This window comes from Delftia sp. UME58, from assembly GCF_014170385.1.
In the GTDB taxonomy this organism is placed as follows: Bacteria; Pseudomonadota; Gammaproteobacteria; order Burkholderiales; family Burkholderiaceae_C; genus Comamonas; species Comamonas acidovorans.
Genome location: NZ_LZZV01000109.1, coordinates 100,352 through 126,485 on the forward strand (window position 1 = coordinate 100,352; position 26,134 = coordinate 126,485).

Consider the following 26,134-nt stretch of genomic DNA (forward strand, 5'->3'; position numbering starts at 1 on the left):
CATGCCAGGGCCTTCGCCAGGGCAGGCCGGCGGCATGCAAGGCATTGCGCACAATCGACGCTCGCCATGCCGCCTGCCCCAGCCCTGGCCGCCGTCCTCGCCCCCTCGCCTTCCTCGATCTGCTCCCCATGGTTTCTCTTGCCGCCCTCGTCATTCCGCTATTGGCCCTGTGGCTGTGGTGGCCCGTGCGCTCCATGCCGCGCCGCGCACGCCTGATGGCGGCCGTCGCCACGGCGGCCCTGGGCTGCACGCCCGCCCTGCTGCTGGTGCTGCTGCGCGAGGGCACGGTCGAGTACCGCACGCTGGCCTATCTGCAGGTGCCGGGCGGCTGGGTGCTGGCCCTGCTGCTGATGCTGGCCGTCTTCATCGTGCTGCGCGACGGCCTCTGGGCGCTGGCCGCCGTGGCCCGGCGCGAGGACTGGAAGCGGCGCCTGCACACCCCGCTGCTCACGACCGGCGCCCTGGCCCTGGCGGGCCTGCTGTCGGCCTGGGGCGTGGCCAATGCGCTGCGCCCGCCCGAAGTGCACGAGCGCACGCTGCGCCTGCCCGGCCTGCCCGCCGGCATGGAAGGCCTGCGCGTGGCCGTGCTGGCCGACATCCACGCCAGCCCCATCAACGACGCGCGCTATGTGCAGACCATCGTGGAGCGCACGCTGGAGGCGCGGCCCGACCTCATCGTGCTGCCCGGCGACATGGTGGACGGCGACGTGGACAGCGGCCGCGCCAACGTCGCGCCGCTGGCGCAGCTCAAGGCACGCCACGGCGTGTGGGCCGCGCCCGGCAACCATGAGTACTACAGCGGCTACGACGCCTGGATGGCCGAATTCCGCCGCCTGGGCCTGAACCTGCTGGAAAACCGCATGCAGCTGATCGATGTGCAGGGCGCGCGCCTGGCGCTGTCGGGCATCGGCGATCCGGCCTATGGCCGCCTGTCGCGCCAGAACACCGACCCGTCCGTGCCCGAAGGCGTGCCGCCCGACATCGACACCGTGGCCCGCCAGGCCAAAGAGGCCGGTGCGCAATACCATCTGCTGCTGGCCCACCAGCCCAGGACCGCCCGCGACAACGCGGCGCGCGGCGTGGGCCTGCAGCTGTCGGGCCACACGCACGGCGGCCTGATCCTGGGCATGGACCAATGGCTGGTGGCCCCCGCCAATGACGGCTTCGTGCGCGGCGAGTACGAGGTAGGCGCCATGAAGCTCTTCGTCAGCTCCGGCGCGGGCCTGTGGGCCGGCTTTGCCGTGCGCCTGGGCGTGCCGGCCAGCATCGACCTGCTGGTGCTGCGCGGGGCCTGACCTTCAGGCCGCAGGCGCAACCGCAGCGCCCTGGATGCCGTGGCGCTGCAGTGCCTCGGCCACAAAGCCCGAGGCCTTGGCCTCTTCCACAAAGGCCGCCAGCACGCGCAGGGCCTCGTCGCCGCGCCCCTTGGGCAGGCCCATGGCCTGCTGGATCACCATGAAGCGGCCCGGCAGCAGGCGCAGGCCGGGCAGGCGTGCGGCATCGGCCTCCAATTGCTGCTTGACGCCGGCGGCCACGTCGGCCGTCGATTCCACAAAGGTCTGCACCACGGCGGGCGAGGACACGGCGCGCTCCATCTGCGCATGCTTGAGCTCTCGGCTCAGGTACAGGTCATAGGCGCTGCCCTTGCCGACCACCACGGTGTGCCCGGCCCGGTCCACCTGGGCGTTGTCGGTCAGCGGCGAATCCTGGCGCACCAGGTAGCTGCCCTCGATCAGCACATAGGGCGCGGTAAAGCCGATGCCCGCGCCACGCACGGGGTCCACGGCAAAGAAGCCGAAGTCGGCCTCCTCGCGCGTGACGGCATCCACCGACTTGGCGGCCGTGTCGAAGACCACCAGCTCCAGCTCCAGCCCCAGCTGCTGCGCAAGGCGCCGGGCCAGGTCGATGGACACGCCTGCGGGCTGGCCATCGGCCTGCAGCCGCGCAAGGATGGGATTGCCGGTGTTGATGGAGGCGCGGATGCGGCCAAGCGGCGCGAGGGTGGACAGCAGCTGGGAAGACGGTGTCATGGATCGGTCCCGTGGTTGAAATCCGCCGCAGTATCGCACTGCCGGTGGCCGCCTCCCACGCCCTATCCACCCGCTCCCGGCGCCCCCGACCTATCCCTCATTGACCAGCAGCGACAGCGCATGCGCCTCGGTGGGCAAAGGCACATCCCAGCGCTGCAGCAGGCTGAGCAGGGCCGCGTTGGTCAGCGTGGTGTCGCGCGCGCGGTTGCGGGCCAGCAGGGTTGGGCGGCTGGCTTCGAGGTGCACGAGTTCCACGCGGGCGCCGTAGGCCAGGCACAGGTCCACGGTCTTGCCGCGCATCTGGCGCGACAGGTGGGTGGCGTTCCAGACGAAGGGCTGGCCCGCGCGCAGCAGGGCCTTGGCCTTGTCCACGGCATGGTGGGCGGCCGCGCCCTCGTTCTGGCCGTGGCGCAGGCCCAGCTCCGTACGCGCATCGTCGAAGGAGACCACGGGCAGGTCGCCGTGGTGGGCGGCCACCCAGGTGTTCTTGCCGCTGGCCGGCAGGCCGCACATGACGATGGCGCGCGAGCCGGCCTGCTCGTGCAGCGCATAGTCGGGATGCAGCTGCGCGCCGCGGAAGTAGCGCACCGCCGTCTCTGCCGAGGCAAAGCGGCGTGGCGTGCGCAGGCAGCCCTCTTCCAGCGCGAACTCGCGTACCAGTTCGATGTTGACCAGCACGGACGCGATGTCCGGGCAGATGCGCCCGCGCATGTCGGCCCGCGCCAGCAGGGTGAGCAGGTGCAGGTCCGCCTGCCAGGACAGCTCGCGCACGATGAACTCGGGCGAGAGGCCGCGCCGCGAATCGGCAAAGGCGAAGAACGGCACCTGGTGCACGGCGATCAGCCGGCAGATGGCCTCGCGCTGGTCCACGGGCGCACCGGCTTCCCAGAGCATGAGCCGCGCATCCAGCGCACCCCGGCGCGAATGGCCGGGCTGGCCGATGCGGCCGTCCTCGCCCACCACGGTGGTCGAGCACTTGGCCACGTCGTGCAGCAGCGCGGCCAGGAAGACCGTCTCGCGCTCGGTGGCGGTGAGCGCCGCATGGCCGGGGTCGGCCAGCAGCTCGCGCACCACCATCTGCGTGTGCGTCCAGACATCGCCTTCGGCGTGGTAGACCGGGTCCTGCGGCGTGGTTTTGGCCAGCTCCAGCTGGGGAAAGGCGGCCAGGCAGGCCGCGAAGTCGGGGTCGGCGCCGGGCTGCGGCACCAGGGACTGGATCTGTTTCCAGTTCGTCATGGAAATCTCCTTGCGATGGGTCTGCGCTGCAGGCCTCACCAGCTTTTTGGAATGTCGGCCGCAAAGATGTCGGCGCCTTCGCGCAGTCCATTGGGCACGATGGGCCGCTCGCTGTGGTGCGAGCCCGAGTCGAGGATGACCTGCACGAAGTCCGGCCGCACGAACTTGTAGCGCGCCACGGTCTGGCCGTCCTCCTCCACCTTGAGGTACAGGCCCTCGGCCAGTTCGGAGCCGTCGGTCTGCCGCCAGCACAGCGGCAGGTCCAGCTTCTGACGGGCCACCACCTGCTCGAAGGCCTGGCGCCAGCGCGCGCTGCGGCCCAGCGAGGGGGCCAGCAGCGCCAGCAGGTCCTGCATGCGCCGGGGCGCCGCCCCGCTGTAGAGCACGGGCACCGAGACCACGGGCACGCCGGCCAGCAGGGCATGGCGGCGCGGCGTGTCCAGGAAACAGCGCTCCGAGCGGTCCCAGATGTCGAACTCGCAGAACCAGTGCGGCAGCGCGTCGTAGAACAGCGAGTGCTTGGCGTACATCCACTCGCCGAACACCTGGTAGCGGTCGTCCAGCAGGGACAGCAGCGCGCCCTCATGGGCCTGGGCCCATTGCTTGAAGAGGTTGAACTGGCGCTCGCGCCCGCCGGGCCGATCGCTGTCCAGGTAGTGGCCGCGCGACTGCAGCAGCAGCTGCCCGTCGCCGGCAAAGCTCAGCGCGGCGTTGGCGCCGTCGAGTTTTTCCTCGACGACGATGTGACGGCCGGCCAGCCGCTCATAGGGCACGGCGTCGTCCTGGTCGCCGGACTGCAGGCGCGAGCCGCGCAGGTGCGGCGTGCGGGGGTACTTGAGGATCTCGACGCTCGAAAGAAAGCGAGGGCCTGGAGAAATGGATGGGGTCATGTCGTGCTTTCCGAAAACGATGCAGCACCCCACGGCGCCATGCCATGGGGCGGGAAAAGCCGACGACGACGCCAGGCGCCGCAATGCAGGGGATGCAGCGACAGCGCGGCCTGGCCCGTGTTGGCCGGGCCGGCAGGCTGTCGAAGGGGAAGATGGCAGGACTGTCGGGGCCGTCCGCAAACCGGACGGTCAGCCGCAAGCCCTCAAAAGGCCACGCACCGCAGCGCACACGCAAAAGACATCCGTGGCAAGGCCAGGATCAGCGTGTGACGAAGTCGTTCAGCAGGAAGCTGTGCGGCGGGGCATGGTGCACCTCGAAAGGGTGAGGGTGGATGGGAGGGGTGCGAGTCTATCGCCCGTTGCCCCGCAGGCACAAGCGGCTGCGTGCCATGCCGGGCCGATTGTTGGCTGCTAGCCACGCACGGCGGATTTGAAGGCGGCGCCCAGCGCATCCAGCGCCGCGCGCGGCCGGCCTTCGCGCACGCGGGTGTGCAGCAGCACGGGCAGGCGCGGCAGCGTGGGCAGGCCCAGGCGCGGGCCCACGTCCACGGCGCCCAGGGCCAGCATGCGCGGCGCCAGCGCGGCCACGCCCAGCCCCGCCATGACGGCGGCCGAGACAGCGGCCACGCCGCCGCCCACGAACACCTCGGTCCACGGCATGCGGGCCGTATCCAGCAGCTGCCCGGCCATGGCGCGCACGCCGCAGGGTTCGGCCAGCGTGGCCAGCGGCAGGGGCTCGCCCGCGCGGTGCTGCCAGCCGGGCGCGGCGAACCAGCCGAAGGGCTCCTCGGCCAGCAGCTCGCCGTCGTCACGCCCGGCATGCGTGCGAACGATCACCGTGTCGTATTCGCGCCGGTCAAACCCCTGCAGCAGCGGGCCGGACGATGCGATGCGGATGTCGATCAGCAGCTGCGGATCCTGCGCATTCATGCGGGCGATCAGTGTCGGCAGCTCAGGCCCGGCCACGTGGTCGCTGATGCCGATGGTCAGCCGCTGGCGCGTGCTGACGGCCAGCGCCAGTGCACGCTCATGGACCTGCAGCAATTCGCGCGCATGGGGCAGGAAGTCGGCGCCCAGCGCCGACAGCTGCACGTGGCGCGGCGTGCGCTCGACCAGCCGGCATCCCAGCCGCTGCTCCAGCCGCTTGAGCTTGAGGCTGACGGCGGCCTGCGTGGTCTGCATGGCTTCGGCCGCGCGCGTGAAGCTGCCCAGCTCCGCGATGTGCACGAAGCTCTGCACGGCATCCAGGTCGAGGGGTCGTTGAATCATTGCAATCCATTATTACTGATATCAGCAATCATGGCTTTTCAAAATAGCTGGCACGGCCTACCTTCGAGGCTCCCACAACGCAAAGCAACGCAACGCAAAGGAGCCACACCATGCCCATGACCCGGATCAACATGCGCGCCGGCAAGTCCCCCGCCTACCGCCAGGCCATCTGCGACAGCCTCTACCGCGCCATGCGCGAGACCTTCAACGTGCCGGAGGACGACCAGTTCATGACCATCACCGAGCATGACGGCGACAACTTCCGCTACGGCGCCTCCTACCTGGGCGTGGCGCGCAGCGACGATCTGGTGCTGGTGCAGCTCACGGTCAGCAACACCCGCAGCCTGGAGCAGAAGAAGGCGCTGTTCAGCCGCATCGCCGAGCTGCTGGTCGAAAGCCCCGGCCTGCGGCCCGAGGACGTGTTCGTCAACCTGGTCGAGGTGGACAAGGAGAACTGGTCCATGGGCCATGGGCTCGCGCAATACGCAACTTAAGACACGCGGATCGGCGCGACACCTACAGCGCCGCGCTCAGGCCGGCACCGCCAGCGCCGCCACGAACTGCTGGCCCACGGCGGTGATGATCTCGGCACGCGCCGCCGTGCGCAGCTGCACCAGGGCGATCTGCCGGCTCTCGGCGGTCTGGGCAACGGGCAGCACGCGCAGGCGCGGGTCGCCCTCCCAGCCATGCCGCGCCAGATTGGGCAGCATGGCCACGCCCATGCCGTCGCGCACCAGCTCCACGATGGTCTCGATGGAGTTGAGCTCCAGGAACTCCTGGGGCTTGGCGCGCAGGCGGCGCAGCGTGCGCTCCACCAGCTCGCCCGTGTGCTCGGTACGGTCGAAGCGGATGAAGGGATAGCGCTCCACCATGTCGGCGGGCGCCGCGGGCCGGGCGGCGCGCGGCGCCAGCAGCACCATGGGCTCGGCATACAGCGGCGTCCACACCAGCGAGGGGCGCTTGATGGCCGGGTTGCAGACCACCACGGCCGCGTCCAGCTCATGGTTCTCCACCTGGGCGATCAGCCGGTTGGACTTGCCCGAGACCACATGCAGGTCCACCGCCGGATGGTGGCGCTTGAGCTCCAGCGTGGCGCGCACCAGCTGGCTCAGCGCCGAGACGATGGAGCCGAACTGCACGGTGCCGGCCAGCGGTGCATCGGCCCGCGTGCCGTGCTTGGCCTGCTCGTACAGCGCCACCAGCTGGGTGGCAATGGGCACCAGCGCCCTCCCCTGCTCGTTGAGCGTGACCAGCTTGCCCTGGCGCGCGAACAGCTTGCGCTTGAGGTCGTTTTCCAGCGTGCGCATCTGCAGCCCCACGGCCACCTGGGTCAGCGCCACGCGCTGTCCGGCGGCGGTGAAGGAGCCCTCGGCCGCCACGGCCAGAAAAGTGCGAAGAATGCGCAGGCTTGGCATAAAAGTTTTGCTTTCAAGATTCGTAAGAAATTCCAGCTTTCACCAAACAGTTTCTATCATCAAAATCGCTGGCAACCGATAGCCGATCCTCCTGATCGCACCCTCCCACTTCCCGGATTTCTGGAGATATCCATGCCCGCACCCGTGTCCCGCCGCCTGCTCGTCTGCTGCGCCGCCCTGTTGACCTGCGCCACGCCCGGCTGGGCCGCGCCCGCCGCCGATGCCTGGCCCTCGCAGCCGCTGAAGATCATGGTGGGCTTTGCCGCCGGCGGCGCCAACGACATCGTGGCCCGCATCCTGGCCAAGGAGCTGCAGCAGCGCCTGGGCCAGAGCGTGGTGGTGGAGAACCGCGGCGGCGCGGGCGGCCTGATCGCCAGCGAGGTGGTGGCCAAGGCGCCCAAGAACGGCTACACGCTGCTGCTGGGCTCCATCGGCAGCAACACCGTGGCGCCCGTGCTGGCCAAGAAGCTGTCGTTCGACCCGCGCAAGGACCTGGAGCCCATCACCCTGGTGGCCGAGTCCGGCAACGCGCTGCTGGTGAACGCCGCCCTGCCCTACAAGACGGTGCAGGAAATGATCGATGCCGCGCGCAAGGCGCCGGGCACCATCAACTACGCATCGTCGGGCAGCGGCTCCACGCTGCACCTGGCCGGCGCACTGTTTGCCCAGCAGGCCGGCGTGAACCTGGTGCACGTGCCCTACCGCGGCAACGGCCCGGCCATCACCGATGTGTCGGGTGGCCAGGTGCAGGCCATTTTCTCGGGCATTCCGCCCGCCATCACCTCGGCCAAGACCGGCCAGACCCGCATCCTGGCCGTGACCACGAAACAGCGCGTCAAGAACCTGCCCAACGTGCCCACCGTCGCCGAGGCCGGCCTGCCCGGCTATGCCTTCACGTCCTGGTACGGCCTGTTCACCACGGGCGGCACGGACCCGGCCATCGTCGAGCGGCTGGCCCAGGAAGTGCGCAAGATCATGGAGCGCCCCGAAGTGCAGGCCCAGTTCGAGGCCCAGGGCCTGGACCCCGAGACCAGCGACCCCAAGTCCTTCAGGCAGCAGATCGACCGCGAGCTGACGCGCTGGAGCCGCGACGTGAAGACCATGGGCATCACCGCCGACTGAGGCAGGTTCATTCATGCACGCCTCTTCCTCTCCCTTCACTCCCGGCAACCCCTACGACTCCAGGCGGGTGCCCGTGTTCGCGCGCAATGCCGTGTCCACCTCCCACCCGCTGGCGGCGCAGGCCGGCCTGCGCATGCTGTGGGCAGGCGGCAACGCGGTGGACGCGGCCATTGCGGCGGCGGCTGCCATGACCATCGTCGAGCCAGTGAGCAACGGCCTGGGCTCGGACGCCTTCTGCATCCTCTGGGATGGCAAGGAGCTGCATGGCCTCAACGCCAGCGGCCGCGCACCGCAGGGCTGGACGCCCGAGTACTTCCACCAGCGCTACGGCCGCCAGGACAAGCCGCCGCGCCGGGGCGTGGACTCCATCACCGTGCCGGGCGCCGTCAGCGCCTGGGTGGCCCTGCACGAGCGCTTCGGCAAGCTGCCCTTTGACGCGCTGATGGAGCCGGCCGCCGAGATCGCCGAGCGCGGCTACCTGGTGCCGCCCGTGGTCCAGCAGAAATGGGCCGCAGGCGCGCCCGAGCTGCAATCGCAGCCGGGGTTCAGGGAAAGCTTCCTGCCCCGGGGCCGCGCGCCGGAAGTGGGCGAGCTGTTCCGCTTTCCCGCCGCAGCGCGCGCCCTGCGCGCCATCGGTGCCACGCGCGGCAAGGCCTTCTATGAAGGCGAGCTTGCCCGGGCCGTGACCTCGTTCGTGCAGCAGCACGGCGGCTGCCTGGGCATGGCCGACATGGCCGCGCACGAGGTGCAATGGGTGCAGCCGCTGGCCAAGGACTACCGCGGCCACACGCTGCACGAGATCCCGCCGGGCGGGCAAGGCATTGCCGCGCAGATCGCGCTGGGCATTCTGTCCAACTTCGACCTGGCCAGCCTGCCCGTGGATGGCGTGGCCTCCCAGCACCTGCAGATCGAGGCCATGAAGCTGGCCTTTGCCGACATCTACCGCTACGTGGCCGATGCGGACATGGAAGTGACGCCCGCACAGATGCTGGACGACGCCTACCTGGCATCGCGCGCCAGGCTGATCGATCCGCGCCGTGCGCAGGACTTCAAGGCCGGCAACCCCGTGCGCGGCGGCACCATCTACCTGACGGCGGCCGACGAGCGCGGCATGATGGTCAGCTTCATCCAGAGCAACTTCTCGGGCTTTGGCTCGGGCGTGGTGGAGCCGAGCTTCGGCATCAGCCTGCAAAACCGCGGCCACGGCTTCGGCACCGACCCCCGGCACCCCAACCGCGCCAACCTGGTGGGCCCGGGCAAGCGCCCCTTCCACACCATCATTCCGGCCTTCCTGACCCGCGACGGCCAGCCCGTGATGAGCTTCGGCGTCATGGGCGGCAACATGCAGCCCCAGGGCCACATGCAGACTGTGGTGCGCATGCTGGACTACCGCCAGTCGCCCCAGGCGGCCTGCGATGCGCCGCGCTGGCGCGTCAACGAAGGCCTGGCCATCAACGTGGAAGGCGGCATGGACCCGGCCACCATCGCCGGCCTGCAGGCGCTGGGCCACCAGGTGGAGGTCATCCACGACCCCTACCAGGACTTCGGCGCCGGCCAGTTCATCTGGCGCATGGGCGATCCCGCCGTGGAGGGCTACCAGATCGCCAGCGACCCGCGCCGCGACGGGCTGGCGGCCGGGTACTAGAGGAAAGGGAAAGTGCGCGCGGCGGCTACTCCGCGCGCAGGCGCCCCTGCCGGGTCAGCCGCGCCGCCAGCGCGGCTTCTTCGCTGACCAGGCGCTGCAGCACGGCCGCGCTGGCCGGGAAGGGCTCGCTGCCCAGCTCGCGGATCAGGCGGCTGAACTCCGGGTCGGCCACAGACTGGGAGATCCAGCCATACAGGCTGTCCACGCTGGCCGTGGGCGCACCCTTGGGCGCGAACACGCCCACGAAGGTGGTGGCATCGAATACCGGCAGGCCCAGCTGGGCCAGGTCGGGCACATCGGCCAGCCCGCCCCCGGCGCGCGGCCCCAGCACGAACAGCGCGCGCAGGGCGCCGCTCTTGATATGCGGCGTGGAGCTGGTGATCTGGTCCACCACGGCGTCGATCTGCCCGCCGATCAGATCGACCAGGGCCGGCCCCGATCCCTTGTAGGGCACGGGATTGACGCGCACCTTCACGGCATCTTCCAGCTGCAGCACGGCCAGGTGATTGGGCGAGCCCGGGCCGGCATGGCCCACGGTCACGCTGCCATCCCTGGCCTTCATCGCCTTGATGAAATCGGCAGCGGTCTTGAAGCGCGCGTCGTTGGCGCGCACCACCACGACCACGGGCGTGCGGCTGACCACGGCAATGGGCGCAAAGCTGTCGGCACGGTAGGGTAGCTTGATCATCTCGGGCAAGGTGCCCAACTGGCCCGGCGTGGCCACCAGCAGCGTATGCCCGTCCGGCTCGGCACGCGCCACCCAGCCCGAACCCACGGCACCACCGCCGCCCGCACGGTTGTCCACGATCACGGACTGCCCCGCATGCCGGGCCAGCGGAATGCCCAGCGTGCGGGCCACGATGTCCACATTGCCGCCCGGCGCAAAGGGCACGACCAGCGTGAGCGGCTTGGCCGGAAATGCGCGCGCCTGCACTGCCGATGCAGCCGATGCCGCAGCCAGCGCCGCGAAAGATGCCGCCGTGCGGATAAAGCCTCTGCGGCCCGATGTGATTCGATTCATTTTCTCTGTCTCCTGCTATTTGAAAATCAATGACCCCAATACAGGACGGCGGGATTCTCGACCAATACCGCTTGCCTGTATTCTTCCGGAACCCATTCCATCAATGCCTGCGCCAGTTCAATCCCTGAATGGGAATGGGCGTTGATTCCGGGGTGCGGCCAATCCGACCCCCACACAATCCGATGCGGATTGGCCTGTACCAGGGCATGTGCGATGGGGACGACGGCAGGGTCCACGGCCGATGCCGTCTCCGATATCCGGTAGGCGCCCGAGAACTTCACCCAGGCCCGCCCTTCCTTCATCAGCGCCTGCAGGTTGCGGCTGCCCGGCCCGCCGGCGCCCAGCTGGCGCGACGGGTGGCCGAAGTGATCCACCACCACGGCCACGCCCATATCGGCCACGCGCGGCACCAGGTCCGGGTCGTCATCCACATTCACCAGCAGCTGCATGTGCCAGCCCAGGCCCCGGATACGGTCGGCCACGGCCTGCAGGCTGGAGACGGAGACTCCGCCGGGAAACAGCGCATTGCACCGTGCGCCGCGCACACCCAGGGCGTGCAGTTCCTCGATCTCGGCATCCGGCGTGTCCTCATGGATGACCGCCACGCCGCGCATGCGCCCCGCATCGGCCTGGCGCAGCGTCTTCCTGAGCAGGCCATGGTCGCGGCCATACACGCTCGGCTGGACCAGAACGCATTTTTCCACGCCCAAGGGACAGAATGTTTTCCAGTAATCCGCCATGGAGGCGATTGCCGGGGTATAGGCACGTTCGGCAATCAATGGAAATTCATCGGAATGACCAAATACATGAAAATGGGTATCGCAGGAATTTTTCGGAAACAGATATTGTTCCGCTGGATTTTCGACTGCATGGTGATCACCGGCGCAACGGTTGAAACTGGGTGAATTCATGGGCATTCATTTCAAAGCTGGTGCATTGTCGTGACGCACATAAAATTCAGTCAAGCTCATCTTTGTCATCATCAAAATGAACAGCATTCAACATGCAGACGGCGCGCCCCGGGCTCCGGTCAACCTGCGCAGCATCGACCTCAACCTGCTGGTGATCTTCGAGGCCCTGGTGGAAGAGCGCAGCGTGGGCAAGGCCGCCGCGCGGCTGGGCATCACCTCCTCGGCCGTCAGCCACGCGCTGCGCCGGCTGCGCACCCAGTTCAACGACCCGCTGCTGCTGCGCACGGCCGAAGGCATGGCGCCCACGCCCGAGGCCGTGCGCCTGGCGCGCAGCTTCCGCAAGGCCTTCAGCGAGATCGAAAGCGCCATCGAGGTCAGCAAGGGCTTCGATCCGGCCACGGCGCGGCGCAATTTCCACCTGCGCCTGTCCGACTACGTGGGCGTGCTGCTGCTCCCGCAGCTGTGCATCCATCTGCGTGCGGTGGCGCCCGGCATCAGCCTGTCGGTGCAGTCCTTCGACGGCCGCCAGCCCTCGGACCGCGTCGAGTACGAAGGCGTGGAAATCCGCCTTTCCGTCTCGCGCGGGCGCTCGGTGCTGTCGGCGTCACGGCGCCTGCTGGACGACCAGTGGATGGTGCTGATGCGCAAGGACCACCCGGCCGCCGCCGCCCCGCTCACACTGGAGAAATACCTGGAGCAGGGCCACCTGAAGGTCACGGGCGTGGGCAGCAGCATCGTGGACGAACTCCTGGCCGAGCGCGGGCTGGCGCGGCGCGTGATGTTCCAGGTGCCCACCTGGCTGGGCATGGTGCCCGTCATCGAATCCACCGACCTGGTGGCCGCCATGCCCGCGCACTGGATGCACAGCGTGCTGTCCGGCTCCAACTGCGTGGCGCGCCCCATGCCCCTGCCCGAGCTGGCCCTGTCCATCGACGCCGTCTGGCATCCGCGCAACGACCATGACGCGGGGCACAAATGGTTCAGGGAGCTGATCCACCAGATCTTCCAGGAGGCGTACAGCAAATCCCTGCTCCAGCAGCGCCTGGACAGGGCAGGCACGCGGAACAACGCTTAACCCAGCCCTCATGCTTTTCGGTGAAGATGCGGTCTTTCCGCCGCACAAGCCATGACACCAGAACAACACACTCCAGCGCTGCAGCGCCGCAACCTCGGCCTGCTCGTGGCCGCGCAATCGCTGGGGGGCGCGTCGCCGCCCATCATCATTTCGCTGGGCGGCCTGGTCGGGCAGCAGCTGTCCACCAATCCCACGGCCACCACGCTGCCGGTCAGCATCTACCAGCTGGGCCTGGCGCTGTCCACGCTGCCTGCGGCCTGGCTGATGCAGCGCATGGGGCGGCGCACGGCCTATGTGCTGGGCGCCATCCTGGGCGTGGTCTCGGGCGTGATCGCGGCCCAGGGCATTGCGCACTCCGATTTCGTGACCTTCTGCATAGGCACGGCGCTGGCGGGCTTTTACGCGGCCTGCGTGCAGAGCTACCGCTTTGCCGCCACCGACGCCATGACCGACCCCGCCGAGCAGGCGCGCGCCATCTCGCGCGTGATGATCGGCGGGCTGATCGCGGCCATCATCGGCCCGCAGGTGGTGATCTGGACGCGCGACGCACTGCCCATGACGCCGTTCGCAGGCAGCTTCTACAGCCAGGCCGTGCTCGCCCTGCTGGCCCTGCCGCTGCTGCTGGGCCTGAAGCTGCCGCCGCCCCAGGCCCGCGCCGCGGCGGGCGAGGCCCGGCCGCTGGCCGAGATTGCGCGCACGCCACAGTTCATCGTGGCCGCCTCGGCAGGCGTGGTCAGCTACGGGCTGATGGCCTTTCTGATGACGGCCGCGCCCATGGCCATGGTGGGCTGCGGCCACACGGTGGGCGAGGCGGCGCTGGGCATCCAGTGGCATGTGCTGGCCATGTTCGCGCCCAGTTTCTTCACGGGCCGGCTGATCGCGCGCTTTGGCAAGCGCCGCATCACGGCGCTGGGGCTGGTGATGATCGCCGCCTCGGCCCTGATGGCGTTGATGGGGCTGGAGCTGCTGCACTTCTGGGGCTCCCTGGTGCTGCTGGGCGTGGGCTGGAACTTCGGCTTCATCGGCGCCACGGCCATGGTGACCGAGTGCTACCGCCCTGCCGAGCGCGCCAAGGTGCAGGCCCTCAATGACTTCCTGGTCTTCGGCACCGTGGCCGTGGCCTCGTTCGGCTCAGGCCAGCTGCTGCACACGGCCGGCTGGGACGGCATCAACACCTGGATGCTGCCCATCGTGGGCGTGGTACTGGTCATGCTGGCGGTGCAGGGCCTGCGCTCGCGCGGGACGGGCGCACCGGCCTGAAGCCCGACCGGTCAATCGGCAGGGCCCGCACGGCGGCTGCCCAGCCAGAGCACGGCCACCCAGCCCAGCAGCGCCAGGGCCAGCAGCACGGACAGATGCCATAGCGCCGCATCCAGCGGGGCGCCGGCCTGGTTCAGGCGCAGCGAGGCCTGGATGGCGGCCGTGCTGGGCGACAGCCAGCGCAACGCCTGCAGCAGCTGCGGCAGGGCCTCGGCCGGCCAGCTGAAGCCGCCGACGAAGGCCAGCGGGATGGAGGTGAACAGCACCACCTGCATGGCGCGCTCGCGGTTGGCCAGCCACCAGCCCAGCAGCGCCGCCGCTCCCGCCACGGCCGGGACGAAGACGGCCAGCAGTGCCAGCGCGCCCCAGGGATTGCCGCCGCGCGGATAGTCGTGCCAGACGAAGATCCAGCCGAAGTAGTACAGGCCCGAGAGCCAGCCCAGCGTGCACAGCGCCAGCAGCCGCGCCAGCCAGGTGCGTGCCGGCGCCCTGTCCAATCCCTGCTCGCGCCAGGTTCCCACCAGCAGCGCGCCGCCCATGAGCAGTGTCTGCTGCAGGATGATGATGGCCACGGCGGCGACGACGAAGCTGCCGTAGCCTTCCGTCGGATTGAACAGGGCCTGCATCTGCAGGTTGACGGGCGAGCGGCTGGCCTGGGCCTGCAGTGCGCTCTGTCCGCCGGCCGTCAGGCGCCGCAGCTCCACGCCTGCCGAGACCGTGCCGAAGGCCTCGGCAAAGCCGTACTGCACCTGCTTGGCGGCCAGCGGATAGGCGCCGTTGGCATAGACGGGGACCACGGCCTCTTCGCTGCGCACCACGCGGCGCTTGAGGTCGCGCGGCAGCAGCGCGTAGCCCATGACGCGGCCATCCAGCAGGGCCTGCTGCGCCTGGGCTTCGTCGCCCGTGACCAGGGCCACCTCGATGCGCGGGCTGGCCTGGGCAAAGCGCAGCATCTGGCGTGCCAGGCCGCTGCCGTCGTGCTGTACCACGGCCACGGGCACGCGCTGCACGACCTCCTGCCCGTAGAACCAGGGATAGAAGAAGCCGTAGAGCACGGGCGCGCCCACCAGCAGCATGAGCACGCCCACGTCGCCGAACACGGCACGCAGGGCACTGATGAAGTCGCGCGCAAAGCCCCTGGCCATCTCAACGCCCTCCCCATTTGTCGGGGCGGGAAAGGCCGCGCGCCAGGCCTGCCGTCGCCAACAGCAGCAGCACCAGCGCCGCCAGCAGCAGCCCGGCCACCACGGGCAGGCTTTGCACGATGGGTGCGCCCATCTGCAACTGCTCTATCTGCAGCCGCGCATAGTGGGTATAGGGCATGGACAGGGCCCAGGCACGTGCCGAATCCGGCATGGCCAGCAGCGGAAAACCCACGCCGCTGAACGCAAAGGCCGGCGCCGACAGCAGGCCTGCGCCCGACAGCGCCGTGCGCAGCGACAGCGTGAGCGCCGCCAGCAGCGCCCCGGCCGCCAGGCTCACGGCGATCAGCAGCAGCAGGGCCAGCGCCACCCAGGCCAGGCTGGCAGCGCCCTGCCCCGGATGCCAGCCCCGTCCGGCCGTGAGCCACAGCATGGCCAGCGTACCGCCCAGGCCCAGGCTGGCCCAGGACAGTGCCAGCTTGCCCGCCAAGGCGCCCGCAATGGCGCTCCAGCCGGGCTTTCGCGGGCCCGCAGCCTCGGCCATCCACTGGCCCAGCGTGCGGTCGCGCAGCTCGCGCCCCACGGACCAGGCGCCGGCCGTCATGCCCAGGATGTGCAGCAGCGCGGGAATCAGCGCCGCCGCCAGGAACTGCTCGTAATTGGTGGAGATGTTGAACAGCGACACCAGATTGGTGCGTATGGGCTCCATGCGCACGCGCAGCGCCTGGGCCGGGTCGCCGCGCTTGGCACGGGCCTGCATTTCCACGCCGGCCGACAGCGTTCCCACCACCTGGCGCAGGTCGCGCTGGATCAGGCTGGAATGCGTGGCCAGCTGGGCGTTGTGCATGAGCACCACGTCGGCCCCCTGGCCCCGCTTGATGTCGCGCGCAAAGCCGGGCGGGATCTGCACCACGGCGTAGGCATTCATGGACTGCAGCGCCCATTGCGCCTCCGAGGCATTGAGCGCCTGCGACTGCACGGCCAGGCCCGGCGTGGCGTCCAGCATGCGCACCAGCTGGCGCGACAGGGCGCTGTGGTCCTGGTCCCAGACGGCGACGGGCAGGCGCTGGACCAGTCCTGCCGAGAAGATCCAGACCATGAGCAGCAGCGCCAGCAGCGGCACCCAGCTGACCATGGCCAGGTCCCAGGGCCGCCCGCGCAGCAGACGCCATTCGCGCCGCAGGCTGGCGGCAAAGGCCGTGGGCGGGTTCGCGCTCACTGCCGCCGGCCGCTCAACGGCCGCCTTCCACGACCACGCTCATGCCGGGCCGCGCGCCTGCAATGGGCTGCTGCGGCCGCGCGCGGACCTCGAAGGTGCGCGCATCGAAGCCCTGGCCGGCGCGCGTGGCGCGCCAGGTGGCGAAGTCGGGCAGCACACCCAGGTAGTAGACCTCGAAGCCGGCCTCGCGGTTGTCCAGGCCCGGAAGGCGGCCGGTGAAGCGGCTGCCCTGGGCAAAGCGTGCAAGCTGGTCCTCGCGCACATTGAGCACCACCCACTGGTCGGCCAGGTCCACCACGGTGACCACGGCCACACCCTGCGGGGACAGCTCGCCCTGGCGGGCCAGCACCTGGACCACCTCGCCGCCCACGGGGCTGCGCAGCTCGGTCTCGGCACGCGCGGCCTCCACCTCGGCGACCACGCCCTGCACCTGGCGTGCCTGGGCCTGGGCAGCGCTGCGATCCTCCTGGCGCGCGCCCGATGCCGCCATTTCATACTGCGCACGCGCAGCCAGCGCCTGGTCGCGCGAGGCGCGCCAGTTGGCATCGGCTTCATCGCGCTTCTGGGCCGCAACCAGTCCCTGGTCGAACAGGCTTTGCACGCGGCGCAGCGAGGTCTGGGCCAGGTCGGCGGCCGTCTGGGCGCGCTGCCAGTTCAGGCGCGCCATCTGCACTTCCTGCGGGCGGGCGCCGGCCTGCGCCTTGTCGGCCTGGGCCTGGGCGGCATCGCGCGCGGCCTCGGCCTGGGCCAGCTTGGCGCGCACCTCGGGGCTGTCCATCTCCACCAGCAGATCGCCGGGCTGGATCTTCTGGCCTTCGGTGACCCGCACCTTGGCGATGCGCGCCGTAACCTTGGGCGCGATGTCGGTCTCGCGTGCCTCCATCTGGCCCTGGAAATACAGGGGGGCGGGCTGCGCCGCACGCCAAAAGCCCCAGGCCACGAGCAGCAGCACGGCCAGCACGATGGCCAGGGCCAGCCAGGGGCGCCTGCGCCCCGGCGGCACGGGCGCGGGGCCGGGTACTTCGGGGGCGCTGCGGGGATGGTCGGGCGTGGCTGTGCTCATGGTGCGTCGGGTGGGATCTGTATGTCGGCCTGGGCCATGAATCGGTCGAATTCCTCGCTCTGGCCCGTGCTCTCCAGCAGTGCGGCCAGGGCCTGCACATACTGGTTGGCCAGTTCGGCACGCTGGGTCTGGACCTTGGCGAGATTGAGGCTGGCATCGATCAGGTCCAGCGTGGTGCTGGTGCCTTCCCGCAGGCCGGCCTCGCGCAGCCGCAGCAGCTCGCGCGCAAGATCCTCCTGGGCCTGCTGGGCCTGGTACTGGCGGCGTGCCTGCTCCACGCCCAGCCAGTTCTTCTCGACCAGCAGCGCGATGTCGCTGAGCGCCTGGGCTTGGGTCAGCTCGGCCTGCTCGATCTTGCGCTGCGAGGAGGCGGCCAGCGCATCGCGGTCGATGCTGTCCCACAGCGTCCAGCGCACGGCCACGCCTGCCACCCAGTTGGGCTTGCCGCTGGTGTTGACCTCGCGCGAACCGAAGGCCAGCAGCTGCGGCCGGCGCAGCGCCTCCTGGGCATCGTGCAGGGACTCGGCCTGGCGCTTCTTGGCCTGGACCTTGTCCAGACCCGGATGGTGCGACTGGGCCGCGGCGACGAAGCCGTCCAGCGGCGGCAAGGGCCGGCTGCTGACGAACAGCGGCGTGCTGGGCAGCACCTGCCGCTGCGCCTTGACCGTGCGCGCCAGCGCCGCTGCGGCCAGGTCTGCGTCGTCGCGCGATTTGCGTGCCTGCTGCTCGGCGTCGGCCAGCGCGGCCCGGGCCTGCAGGCGCTCCAGCCGGGAGATCACGCCCTCCTTGAGCATGCTTTGCGCCGCCGTGTCATGCACGCGCACGCCTTCAAGCGCACGCTCGCGCAGCCGTGCGGCCCGCTCGGCCAGCTGGGCCCCGAAGTAGCGCTGCACCAGCAGCGAATGCAGGGCGTGGCTGCTGCTGGCGGCATCGGCCAGGGCTTCGTCGGTGGCAGCGTCCAGGCCGCTGCGCACCGCATCGGACAGGCCGCCCAGGTACAGCGGCCAGACCAGGGACAGGCTGGCCGAGGCATTCGTGCTCTTGCGCTGCAAGGCATAGGAGGTGGGCAGTTGCGGCAGCGAGGGAATGGCCGGCCCCACCGAGGGCGGCAGCTGGCCGAGGACGCCGTCCAGGGTGCGCCGCGCAGGATCGAGATCGATGTCGGCATTGGCCGAGTAGCGGTAGCCCAGGCCCGTGATGGCCACGGAAGGCCCGCCCAGCCCCTGCGTACCCTGGCGTCTGAGGCGCGCGCTTTCCACGGCATTGGCCGAGGCGGCCAGCTGGTCGGAGCCCTGCAGCAGCGCCTGGCGGGCCTGCACGAAGCTCATCGCGGCGGCAGCCTGGGAGGCCGGAGCCTCACCTGCAGCCTGGGCCGCCCCTGCGGCCATGCCCAGCGCCGCCAGCCACGGCACAAGGCGCGCGGGCCGTGCAAGCAACGGAAAAAACGTGGGAGCGCTCAATGGCATGAATGGGGGCGCCTTGCGTGGTTCACCGATGGTGGCGAAGCTTACACGGGCTTGCAGGCGCGCTCCCGTCGGACAAGGTCCTGTGCCTTGTGCCCCCGGCACTGTGCAGCAGGGCCGATTTGCCTGGCGTTCCATCCCATTTCTGTGCGCAGGTGCCGCGCCATGCCGCTACACTGGCGCCTGCCTGCGCGAGCAGGTCCTGGCGGACCTGTACGCAGGCCTTTTTTTTCTGCCCGGCATCGGCCCGATGCCCCGACTGACCACCATGTCCACCGTCTTCAACTTCACCTTCGTCCCCTGGTTCCGGTCCGTGGCTCCCTATATCCACAAGTTCCGACACCAGACCTTTGTGGTGGGACTGACGGGCGAGGCCATCGCATCGGGCAAGCTCGGCTCCATCGTCCAGGACCTGGCCATGATCCAGGCCATGGGCGTGAAGATCGTGCTGGTCCATGGCTTCCGTCCCCAGGTCAACGAACAGCTTGCCGCCAAGGGCCACGAGGCCCAGTACTCGCGCGGCGTGCGCATCACCGACTCCGTGGCGCTGGACTGCGCCCAGGAAGCCGCCGGCCAGCTGCGCTACGAGATCGAGGCCGCCTTCAGCCAGGGCCTGCCCAACACGCCCATGGCCGGCGCGCGGGTGCGGGTGATCTCGGGCAACTTCCTCACGGCGCGGCCCGTGGGCATCGTGGACGGCGTGGATTTCAAGCATTCGGGCCTGGTGCGCAAGGTCGATGTCAGCGGCATCCGCAGCGCCCTGGACATGGATGCCATGGTGCTGATGTCGCCCTTCGGCTTCTCGCCCACCGGCGAGGCCTTCAACCTGAGCATGGAAGAGGTGGCCACGCGCGTGGCCATCGAGCTGAAGGCCGACAAGCTGATCTTCATGACCGAGGTGCCGGGCATCCGCATGGACCCCACGGGCCCGGCCGACGAGACCAACCCCATCGACACCGAGCTGCCGCTGGCCACGGCCCGCCGCATGCTGGCCGAGCTGCCCACGCCCGAGCAGCCCACGGACACGGGCTTTTACCTGCAGCACTGCGTGCATGCCTGCGAGCACGGCGTGGAGCGCAGCCACATCCTGCCCTTTGCGATCGACGGCGCCCTGCTGCTGGAGATCTATGTGCACGACGGCATCGGCACCATGGTGATCGACGAGAAGCTGGAGGAGCTGCGCGAGGCCACGCCCGACGACGTGGCCGGCATCATCCAGCTGATCGAGCCCTTCGAGAAGGACGGCACCCTGGTCAAGCGCAGCCGCACCGAGATCGAGCGCGACATCGCCCACTACACCATCATCGAACACGATGGCGTGATCTTCGGCTGCGCCGCGCTCTACCCCTATCCCAGCGCCAGGACGGCCGAGATGGCGGCCGTCACCGTCTCGCCCAAGAGCCAGGGCACGGGCGATGGCGAGAAGCTGCTCAAGCGCATAGAGCAGCGCGCCAAGGCCCAGGGCCTGGACAGCCTGTTCGTGCTGACCACGCGCACCATGCACTGGTTCATCAAGCGCGGCTTCCAGCCCGTGGACCCCGACTGGCTGCCCGAGGCGCGCAAGGCCAAGTACAACTGGGACCGCAAAAGTCAGGTCCTGGTCAAGAAGTTGTAACCCCCTGAGGCGCTGTGCGCCTTCCCCCTCACGAGGGGGGCATACGGGCGGCCGGCGACACCCTCGGTGCGGGGGCAGCGCGGCCGGCCCAGGCCCTTCCTCGGTGTCTCTCGTCTTCAGGCCGCGCCAATTTTCTGAAATCGCCCAAATCAAGCGACATGGTGGCGCAACTTAGCCTTGCACTGCTGCCTGCCAGCGTGCGGCCGCCTTGCCGGCCGCTGCCAGCGCCGCATCGCGCTGCGGCGCATCGGCCGGGCATTCGGTGAGGTAGCCGGTCACCAGCAGCGGTGCGCTTTGCGGCGTGGGCCAGGCGATGACGGCATCGTTGGCCGTGCCGCGATCGCCGGTGCCCGTCTTTCCACCCACACGCCAGCCGGCCGGCATACCCGCGCGCAGGCGCTTGTCGCCCGTGCGGCTGGCCACCAGCCACTGCTGCAGCAGCGCGCGGCCATGGCCGTCCAGCACCGATCCCAGCAGCAGGCGCTGCATGCTTTGCACCATGGCCAGGGGCGTGGTGGTGTCGCGCTCGTCACCGGGCAGGCCTTCGTTGAGCTCGGGCTCCATGCGGTCCAGGCGCGTGGTCTCGTCGCCGCTGGCGCGCAGCCACTGCGTCAGCGCCTGCGGGCCGCCGCTGGCGTCCAGCAGCAGGTTGGCGGCCGTGTTGTCGCTGAGCACCACGGCGGCCTCGCACAGCTCGGAAATGGTCATGCCGCCACCATCACCGGCACGCGGGCCGCTGGCCGGCGAGTAGGGGACCAGCCGGGAGCTGGCGTAGTGCACGCGGCGCGACAGGCGCTCATCGCCCTGCTGCACGCGGTCCAGCACCTGGGCGGCCAGCAGCAGCTTGAAGGTGCTGCACATGACAAAGCGCTCGTCGCCGCGGTGGTCCACGCTGGCGCCCGACTCCACCTCCAGCACGGCCACGCCGAGCCGGCCGCCCACACTTTTCTCGATGCGTGCCAGTTCGGTCCTGAAGGCCTGGTCGGCAGCCCCCTGTTTTTTTGATGGCAGGGCGCAGCCGGCCAGCCCGGCCGCCATCCAGGCGGCCGCGCCGCCCGTCATCAGAAAATCGCGTCTTTGCATTGTTTTTCCTTTTCAGTTGCAGATCGACAACCGCAACGATAGCGCCGCGCCCAATCTGCGACCAGCGTGAATAATTGGCAGCATCCCTTAGAAAAACTATTGGCTCCACCATGCAACTGCCCCTCAATGCCCTGCGCATGTTCGATGCGGCCGCGCGCCATCTCAATCTCACGCGGGCAGCCCAGGAGCTGCATGTCACCCAGGCCGCCGTCAGCCAGCACATCCGCAACCTGGAGGAGCGCCTGGGCAAGCCGCTGTTCCGGCGCCTGCCGCGCGGCCTGGCGCTGACCGACGAGGGCCATGCGCTGTGGCCTGCCGTGGCCGAGAGCTTTGCGCGCATAGAGCATTCGCTGCAGCAGGTGGCCGAGCCGCGCCCGCGCGAGGTCCTCACCGTGGGCGTGGTCGGCACCTTCGCCATCGGCTGGCTGATTCCGCGGCTGGAGCAGTTCCAGCAGCAGCACCCCTACATCGACCTGCGATTGCTCACGCACAACAACCGCGTGGACCTTGCCGGCGAAGGTCTGGATGCAGCCGTGCGCTTCGGCGACGGTGCCTGGCCGGGCACGCACGCCGAAATGCTGCTGCGCGCGCCCTTGACGCCCATGTGCACCCCGGCCCTGGCCCAGCGCCTGCGCCAGCCGGCCGACCTGGCCGGGCAGACGCTGCTGCGCTCGTACCGCCTGCAGGAATGGGAGAGCTGGTTTGCCACGCTGGACCAGAGCGCGCCGCTGGCGCGCGGGGCCATGTTCGACTCCTCGCTGACGCTGGCCGAGGCGGCGGCCCAGGGCGCGGGCGTGGCCCTGCTGCCGGCGCGCATGTTCCAGCACCTGCTGCAGCAGGGCCGGCTGGTGCGCCCCTTCGAGCAGGAGGTGGACACGGGCGCCTACTGGCTGACACATCTGCGCTCGCGCGCACCCAGCGCGGCGCTCAAGACCTTCAGGCAATGGCTGCTGGCGCAGCTGCAATAGCCACGGACGCCCGCGGCAAGACCCGCAGGCCGCCTGACTTTGGCCCCGGCGCTATCATCTGCCGCTTTTGCTCCCTAGCCCCTAGCCCCGTCCCCGCTCCATGACCCAGACCCTGCCGGTTCTCTACTCGTTTCGCCGCTGCCCCTACGCCATCCGCGCCCGCCTGGCGCTGGCCCATGCCGGCCTGGCCTGCGAGCTGCGCGAAATCAACCTGCGCAACAAGCCGCAGGCGCTGCTCGACGCATCGCCCAAGGGCACGGTGCCCGTGCTGGTGCTGGAGGACGGCCGCGTGATCGAGCAGAGCCTGGATGTCATGCTGCACGCGCTGCGCGCCAATGACCCGGACGGCTGGCTGGCACCGACCAGCGGTTCGCTGCAGGACATGCTGGCGCTGATCGAGCGCAACGACGGCTTTTTCAAGCACGCCCTGGACCGCTGCAAGTACCCCGAGCGCTACACGGCCGAAGAGGTCAACCACGCCCAGGCCGATGCCCTGACCTGGCTGGCCGAGCTGGACGACCAGCTGGAGGCCACCGGCTACCTGTTCGGCCAGAACCCCAGCCTGGCCGACATGGCCCTGCGCCCCTTCGTGCGCCAGTACGCGCGCATCGACGAGTCGCAATGGAACGAGCAGCCCTGGCCGCAGCTGCAGGCCTGGCTGCAGCGCTGGATCGACTCGGCCCTGTTCGCCGAGGTGATGGAAACCTACCCGGGCTGGGTGCCCGGCACGCGCGGCCCGGTCTTTGCCGCCGGCGGCGTGGGCAGCGACTGACGCCTGCCCGCCCCGTTTGCCCTGCCCCGGGTCGGCAGGGGCTGCGCAAGGCAGGCAAAGCTGGCACAGTGGCAGGCTGTTGCCAACCGCATGAGCCTTCGCCGACATGACCCTCGCCACCCTGCTCGTCTTCTCCCTGGTCGCGCTGATCGCGATCATCACCCCCGGCCCCACCGTGCTGCTGGCCCTGGCCAATGGCTCGCGCCACGGCGTGCGCCGCGCCCTGCCCGGCATGCTGGGCGCCGTGCTGTCGGACTTCGTGCTGGTCGGTGCTGTCGCGCTGGGCCTGGGCGCCCTGCTGGCGGCCTCGGAGTTCTGGTTCTCGGTGGTCAAGTGGGCGGGAGCGGCCTACCTGGCCTGGCTGGGCCTGCGCATGCTGCGCAGCCAGGGCGGATCGCTGTCGGCCCCCCAGGGCGACGGCAAGGCAGAGGCCGGCGCCGACGGCTACAGCGCCCGCACCGTGCTGTTCAAATCGTTCCTGGTCGCCGTGACCAATCCCAAGGGCTACCTGTTCTGCTCGGCCCTGCTGCCCCAGTTCATCGACCCGGCGGCCGCCCAGGCGCCGCAGTACATCGCCATTGCGCTGGTGTTCGCGCTCATCGATTTCCTGGTGATGCTGGCCTATGCCTTCGCCGGATCACGCGCCGCGCGGCTGCTGCGCGGGCGGGCCGTGATGTGGCTGGACCGCCTGTGCGGCGGCATGCTGCTGGCGCTGGCAGGCTCGCTGGCCTTCTACCGCCGCGCGTCGAACTAGGCGCGCCGCCCAAGAGCCGCGCCTCCCCCACGGCGTCAGCGCGTCGTCCCCATGACATCGTCCAGCTGCAGCACGGCCGCCGCGTTGGCGGTGGTGGTGGCCAGGGTGTCGATGGCGCCGGTGCGCAGGGCGCCCAGGATGGCTGTGACCTTGCTGGATTCGGCCGCCACGGCGATGACGTTGGGTATGCGCAGCAGGTCCTCGCGGCTCAGGCCGATGACGCGGTCCTGCATGGGGGTTGCGGCCGGCTGGCCGTGGATGTCGATGAAGTCGTAGCCCATCATGTCGCCCACCGTGCCCGCGCGGCGTGCGTCCGAGATCTCCTGCGCGGAAAACCAGCCCATGCGGGCCATGTTGCTGTCCACGCTGACATCGCCCACGCCGATGAGGGCGATGTCGGCGCGGCGCGCCTTGTCCAGGGTGTGCCTGACGGTGTCGTTGTCCAGCAGCGCCTTGCGCAGTTGCGGATCGCCCACCAGGGCCGGCGCATAGAGCGATTCGGACTTGCCTCCAAAGCGCGCGGCCAGGCGGCGCGCGATGTGGTCGGCGTTCATCGCCTCCCCGCCACGGTAGGAGCCGCCGATGGCGCTGACGAAGTGGCATTCCCGCCGTGTGGCGGACAGGGCGTGCTCGGAGACCGAGGACACGTTGCGCCCCATGCCCACGGCCACGATGGAGCCATCGACCAGGATGCGCTCCAGCTCGCTGGCCACCAGCCCTGCCAGCAGTTCGCGCTGCCGGTCGGCATCCTTGTGGTCCACCGCGATCAGTGCGCGCTTGATGTGAAAGCGCTCGGTCAGCTGCCGCTCCAGGTCGGCGGACACCAGCGAATGCGGCCGCACGCGGATCTCGACGATGCCCTCTTCCTGCGCGCGGCGCAGCAGCCGCCCGACGGTGGCGCGCGAGATGCCGAACTCCTTGGACAGTTGGTCCTGCGTGCATCCATCGACGTAGTACAGGGTCGCCAGTCGCGTCAGGTCGCTTTCAGTCAAGGGTGCCTCCAAGGGTGCCGGGAAAGGCGCGCAGTGTAGCGCCGCTCACCGGGCCTCGCCAGCGTGGGGCAGCAGCAGGACCTTGACCGAGTCCATGGAATCGGCCACCCGGATGGCGCTCTCCCAGTCCGACAGCGCATAGCGGTGGGTGACGATGCCCTCGGAGGTGACCAGGCCGCGCGCCAGCAGGTCGATGGCGATGGGGTAGCAATGGGCGCTGAGGTGGGCGCCGCGCAGGTCCAGCTCCTTTTCCTCGCCGATGATGGACCAGTCCACCGTGGTCTCGCGCCCGAAGACGCTGAACTCCACGAAGCGGCCAAGCTTGCGCACCAGGTCCAGCCCCTGCGTCACGCCCGAGGGCGCGCCCGTGGTCTCTATGTACACATCGCAGCCATAGCCGTCGGTCAGTGCGTGCACGATGGCGCGGGCGTCCTCGCGCGCGGGGTTGATGGTCACGTCGGCGCCGCAGCGGCGCGCCAGCGCCAGGCGCTGGTCCGACAGGTCCATGACCACCAGCCGGCGCGGCGTCTTCAGGCGCGCCACCTGGGCCATGAGCAGGCCCAGCGTGCCCGCGCCGGCGATCACCACCACATCATCGAGCTGGATGTCGCCGCGGTTGACGGCATGGATGGCGCAGGACAGCGGCTCGGTGATGGCCGCATCCTCGAAGGCCACGCTCTCGGGAATCCGGTGCACCACGGCGCGGGCGGACAGGCGCATGTACTCGGCCATGCCGCCATCGGCCACCTGGCCCTGGAAGCCGTAGACGTCGTGCACCTCGCACATCCAGCGAAAGCCGGTCCTGCAATAGCGGCAGGCGTGGCAGGGCACGATCTGCTCGGCGATCACCCGGTCACCCAGCTGCACGCCGTGGTGCTCCTGGGCACCCTCGCCCACTTCCACCACATGGCCCCAGAACTCGTGGCCCGCGATCACAGGCGGGCGCACATAGGCGGGGCGGCCTTTTTCCGGATCTCCCCAGAAGCGCGGCGCGCCAGCCCAGCATTTGCAGTCGCCCGCGCAAATGCCGCAGGAAGCCACGCGGATGACCAGCTCGCGCGGCCCGGCCTGCGGACGCGCGACGCGTTCGAGCCGGTAATCCCTGGGGCCGTGGCAGACCACGGCCAGCATGTTCGTACCGGCGGCATCAGGCAGGGTGTTTTGCATGGAACTCTCCCGGGTTGCAGAT

The 26,134-nt window shown here is 69.7% G+C and carries 24 protein-coding genes; 10 read left to right on the forward strand and 14 right to left on the reverse strand.

Features of this window, described 5'->3' with window-relative positions:
- Nucleotides 1–128: 128 nt before the first annotated feature.
- Entirely contained in the window at nt 129–1,295 is a 1,167-nt protein-coding gene (locus A9976_RS29095) for a metallophosphoesterase (RefSeq protein ID WP_183021845.1), read from the forward strand.
- Nucleotides 1,296–1,298: 3 nt separating this feature from the next.
- Here A9976_RS29095 and A9976_RS29100 read toward each other — a convergent pair whose 3' ends face one another.
- From A9976_RS29100 to A9976_RS29115, 4 genes are all read right to left on the reverse strand, one after another.
- Nucleotides 1,299–2,030: an ABC transporter substrate-binding protein gene (locus A9976_RS29100; RefSeq protein WP_183021846.1), complete on the reverse strand. Its 732-nt coding sequence runs from the start codon at nt 2,028–2,030 to the stop codon at nt 1,299–1,301.
- Between the two features lie 90 nt (nt 2,031–2,120).
- On the reverse strand, nt 2,121–3,266 hold the full coding sequence (locus tag A9976_RS29105) for an AAA family ATPase (RefSeq protein WP_183021847.1): 1,146 nt from the start codon (nt 3,264–3,266) through the stop codon (nt 2,121–2,123).
- A 35-nt stretch (nt 3,267–3,301) separates the two neighbouring features.
- Nucleotides 3,302–4,156 (reverse strand): RNA ligase family protein, encoded by an 855-nt coding sequence (locus tag A9976_RS29110; protein WP_183021848.1) that lies wholly within the window; start codon nt 4,154–4,156, stop codon nt 3,302–3,304.
- A gap of 411 nt (nt 4,157–4,567) precedes the next feature.
- Nucleotides 4,568–5,425: a LysR family transcriptional regulator gene (locus tag A9976_RS29115; RefSeq protein WP_183021849.1), complete on the reverse strand. Its 858-nt coding sequence runs from the start codon at nt 5,423–5,425 to the stop codon at nt 4,568–4,570.
- 110 nt (nt 5,426–5,535) lie between these two features.
- Here A9976_RS29115 and A9976_RS29120 point away from each other — a divergent pair, with 110 nt between their 5' ends.
- Entirely contained in the window at nt 5,536–5,919 is a 384-nt protein-coding gene (locus A9976_RS29120) for a tautomerase family protein (protein WP_034395446.1), read from the forward strand.
- Nucleotides 5,920–5,955: 36 nt separating this feature from the next.
- On the opposite strand, the gene A9976_RS29125 is transcribed toward A9976_RS29120, so the two are convergent.
- A complete protein-coding gene (locus A9976_RS29125) occupies nt 5,956–6,840 on the reverse strand; it encodes a LysR family transcriptional regulator (RefSeq protein ID WP_183021850.1) in 885 nt (294 codons plus the stop codon).
- 132 nt (nt 6,841–6,972) lie between these two features.
- Between A9976_RS29125 and A9976_RS29130 the strand changes: the two genes are divergently transcribed.
- Together A9976_RS29130 and A9976_RS29135 are read left to right on the forward strand one after the other, a co-directional pair.
- Nucleotides 6,973–7,962, forward strand: a complete 990-nt coding sequence (locus A9976_RS29130; protein WP_183021851.1) for a tripartite tricarboxylate transporter substrate binding protein — start codon at nt 6,973–6,975, stop codon at nt 7,960–7,962.
- A 13-nt stretch (nt 7,963–7,975) separates the two neighbouring features.
- Nucleotides 7,976–9,607 (forward strand): gamma-glutamyltransferase family protein, encoded by a 1,632-nt coding sequence (locus A9976_RS29135; RefSeq protein ID WP_220808949.1) that lies wholly within the window; start codon nt 7,976–7,978, stop codon nt 9,605–9,607.
- Between the two features lie 25 nt (nt 9,608–9,632).
- Here the strand turns inward: A9976_RS29135 and A9976_RS29140 are convergent, their stop codons facing one another.
- Entirely contained in the window at nt 9,633–10,628 is a 996-nt protein-coding gene (locus A9976_RS29140; RefSeq protein WP_183021852.1) for a tripartite tricarboxylate transporter substrate binding protein, read from the reverse strand.
- A 26-nt stretch (nt 10,629–10,654) separates the two neighbouring features.
- Nucleotides 10,655–11,539, reverse strand: a complete 885-nt coding sequence (locus A9976_RS29145; RefSeq protein WP_259649358.1) for an amidohydrolase family protein — start codon at nt 11,537–11,539, stop codon at nt 10,655–10,657.
- Nucleotides 11,540–11,615: 76 nt separating this feature from the next.
- Here A9976_RS29145 and A9976_RS29150 point away from each other — a divergent pair, with 76 nt between their 5' ends.
- The gene (locus A9976_RS29150) at nt 11,616–12,614 is read left to right on the forward strand and encodes a LysR family transcriptional regulator (RefSeq protein ID WP_183021854.1); all 999 of its coding nucleotides are present in this window, start codon (nt 11,616–11,618) and stop codon (nt 12,612–12,614) included.
- Between the two features lie 51 nt (nt 12,615–12,665).
- On the forward strand, nt 12,666–13,874 hold the full coding sequence (locus A9976_RS29155; RefSeq protein ID WP_183021855.1) for an MFS transporter: 1,209 nt from the start codon (nt 12,666–12,668) through the stop codon (nt 13,872–13,874).
- A gap of 11 nt (nt 13,875–13,885) precedes the next feature.
- On the opposite strand, the gene A9976_RS29160 is transcribed toward A9976_RS29155, so the two are convergent.
- From A9976_RS29160 to A9976_RS29175, 4 genes are read right to left on the reverse strand one after another with little or no spacing between them, the layout of a single operon-like run.
- Nucleotides 13,886–15,019: an ABC transporter permease gene (locus A9976_RS29160; protein WP_183021856.1), complete on the reverse strand. Its 1,134-nt coding sequence runs from the start codon at nt 15,017–15,019 to the stop codon at nt 13,886–13,888.
- A gap of 1 nt (nt 15,020) precedes the next feature.
- Nucleotides 15,021–16,235 carry an ABC transporter permease gene (locus A9976_RS29165; protein WP_183021857.1) on the reverse strand — a complete coding sequence of 405 codons (1,215 nt, stop codon included), beginning with the start codon at nt 16,233–16,235 and terminating at the stop codon, nt 15,021–15,023.
- Between the two features lie 13 nt (nt 16,236–16,248).
- Nucleotides 16,249–17,298: an HlyD family secretion protein gene (locus A9976_RS29170; RefSeq protein ID WP_183021858.1), complete on the reverse strand. Its 1,050-nt coding sequence runs from the start codon at nt 17,296–17,298 to the stop codon at nt 16,249–16,251.
- The gene (locus A9976_RS29175; RefSeq protein WP_183021859.1) at nt 17,295–18,764 is read right to left on the reverse strand and encodes a TolC family protein; all 1,470 of its coding nucleotides are present in this window, start codon (nt 18,762–18,764) and stop codon (nt 17,295–17,297) included. The genes A9976_RS29170 and A9976_RS29175 overlap by 4 nt, the downstream gene beginning before the upstream one ends.
- A gap of 265 nt (nt 18,765–19,029) precedes the next feature.
- Between A9976_RS29175 and argA the strand changes: the two genes are divergently transcribed.
- A complete protein-coding gene (gene argA / locus A9976_RS29180; protein WP_183021860.1) occupies nt 19,030–20,376 on the forward strand; it encodes an amino-acid N-acetyltransferase in 1,347 nt (448 codons plus the stop codon).
- A 171-nt stretch (nt 20,377–20,547) separates the two neighbouring features.
- Here argA and bla read toward each other — a convergent pair whose 3' ends face one another.
- Nucleotides 20,548–21,459, reverse strand: coding sequence for a class A beta-lactamase (gene bla / locus A9976_RS29185; RefSeq protein ID WP_034367430.1), 912 nt, complete (start codon nt 21,457–21,459; stop codon nt 20,548–20,550).
- 110 nt (nt 21,460–21,569) lie between these two features.
- Here bla and A9976_RS29190 point away from each other — a divergent pair, with 110 nt between their 5' ends.
- From A9976_RS29190 to A9976_RS29200, 3 genes are all read left to right on the forward strand, one after another.
- Nucleotides 21,570–22,427: a LysR family transcriptional regulator gene (locus A9976_RS29190; RefSeq protein WP_183021861.1), complete on the forward strand. Its 858-nt coding sequence runs from the start codon at nt 21,570–21,572 to the stop codon at nt 22,425–22,427.
- Between the two features lie 100 nt (nt 22,428–22,527).
- Nucleotides 22,528–23,199 (forward strand): glutathione S-transferase, encoded by a 672-nt coding sequence (locus A9976_RS29195; protein WP_183021862.1) that lies wholly within the window; start codon nt 22,528–22,530, stop codon nt 23,197–23,199.
- Between the two features lie 106 nt (nt 23,200–23,305).
- Entirely contained in the window at nt 23,306–23,953 is a 648-nt protein-coding gene (locus A9976_RS29200) for a LysE family translocator (protein ID WP_013801705.1), read from the forward strand.
- Between the two features lie 35 nt (nt 23,954–23,988).
- Here A9976_RS29200 and A9976_RS29205 read toward each other — a convergent pair whose 3' ends face one another.
- Nucleotides 23,989–24,945, reverse strand: a complete 957-nt coding sequence (locus tag A9976_RS29205) for a sugar-binding transcriptional regulator (protein WP_012206377.1) — start codon at nt 24,943–24,945, stop codon at nt 23,989–23,991.
- Between the two features lie 45 nt (nt 24,946–24,990).
- Nucleotides 24,991–26,112, reverse strand: coding sequence for an alcohol dehydrogenase catalytic domain-containing protein (locus A9976_RS29210; RefSeq protein ID WP_183021863.1), 1,122 nt, complete (start codon nt 26,110–26,112; stop codon nt 24,991–24,993).
- Nucleotides 26,113–26,134 lie beyond the last annotated feature (22 nt).

Excerpts from the sequence above, each read along its gene's own strand:
- A9976_RS29115 (WP_183021849.1), bottom strand. The coding sequence starts at position 5,425 with ATGATTCAACGACCCCTCGACCTGGATGCCGTGCAGAGCTTCGTGCAC.
- A9976_RS29140 (WP_183021852.1), bottom strand. The coding sequence starts at position 10,628 with ATGAATCGAATCACATCGGGCCGCAGAGGCTTTATCCGCACGGCGGCA.
- bla (WP_034367430.1), bottom strand. The coding sequence starts at position 21,459 with ATGCAAAGACGCGATTTTCTGATGACGGGCGGCGCGGCCGCCTGGATG.
- A9976_RS29145 (WP_259649358.1), bottom strand. The coding sequence starts at position 11,539 with ATGAATTCACCCAGTTTCAACCGTTGCGCCGGTGATCACCATGCAGTC.
- A9976_RS29100 (WP_183021846.1), bottom strand. The coding sequence starts at position 2,030 with ATGACACCGTCTTCCCAGCTGCTGTCCACCCTCGCGCCGCTTGGCCGC.
- A9976_RS29105 (WP_183021847.1), bottom strand. The coding sequence starts at position 3,266 with ATGACGAACTGGAAACAGATCCAGTCCCTGGTGCCGCAGCCCGGCGCC.
- argA (WP_183021860.1), top strand. The coding sequence starts at position 19,030 with ATGTCCACCGTCTTCAACTTCACCTTCGTCCCCTGGTTCCGGTCCGTG.
- A9976_RS29160 (WP_183021856.1), bottom strand. The coding sequence starts at position 15,019 with ATGGCCAGGGGCTTTGCGCGCGACTTCATCAGTGCCCTGCGTGCCGTG.
- A9976_RS29155 (WP_183021855.1), top strand. The coding sequence starts at position 12,666 with ATGACACCAGAACAACACACTCCAGCGCTGCAGCGCCGCAACCTCGGC.
- A9976_RS29135 (WP_220808949.1), top strand. The coding sequence starts at position 7,976 with ATGCACGCCTCTTCCTCTCCCTTCACTCCCGGCAACCCCTACGACTCC.
- A9976_RS29110 (WP_183021848.1), bottom strand. The coding sequence starts at position 4,156 with ATGACCCCATCCATTTCTCCAGGCCCTCGCTTTCTTTCGAGCGTCGAG.
- A9976_RS29150 (WP_183021854.1), top strand. The coding sequence starts at position 11,616 with ATGAACAGCATTCAACATGCAGACGGCGCGCCCCGGGCTCCGGTCAAC.
- A9976_RS29195 (WP_183021862.1), top strand. The coding sequence starts at position 22,528 with ATGACCCAGACCCTGCCGGTTCTCTACTCGTTTCGCCGCTGCCCCTAC.
- A9976_RS29190 (WP_183021861.1), top strand. The coding sequence starts at position 21,570 with ATGCAACTGCCCCTCAATGCCCTGCGCATGTTCGATGCGGCCGCGCGC.
- A9976_RS29175 (WP_183021859.1), bottom strand. The coding sequence starts at position 18,764 with ATGCCATTGAGCGCTCCCACGTTTTTTCCGTTGCTTGCACGGCCCGCG.
- A9976_RS29120 (WP_034395446.1), top strand. The coding sequence starts at position 5,536 with ATGCCCATGACCCGGATCAACATGCGCGCCGGCAAGTCCCCCGCCTAC.
- A9976_RS29125 (WP_183021850.1), bottom strand. The coding sequence starts at position 6,840 with ATGCCAAGCCTGCGCATTCTTCGCACTTTTCTGGCCGTGGCGGCCGAG.
- A9976_RS29095 (WP_183021845.1), top strand. The coding sequence starts at position 129 with ATGGTTTCTCTTGCCGCCCTCGTCATTCCGCTATTGGCCCTGTGGCTG.
- A9976_RS29210 (WP_183021863.1), bottom strand. The coding sequence starts at position 26,112 with ATGCAAAACACCCTGCCTGATGCCGCCGGTACGAACATGCTGGCCGTG.
- A9976_RS29200 (WP_013801705.1), top strand. The coding sequence starts at position 23,306 with ATGACCCTCGCCACCCTGCTCGTCTTCTCCCTGGTCGCGCTGATCGCG.
- A9976_RS29170 (WP_183021858.1), bottom strand. The coding sequence starts at position 17,298 with ATGAGCACAGCCACGCCCGACCATCCCCGCAGCGCCCCCGAAGTACCC.
- A9976_RS29130 (WP_183021851.1), top strand. The coding sequence starts at position 6,973 with ATGCCCGCACCCGTGTCCCGCCGCCTGCTCGTCTGCTGCGCCGCCCTG.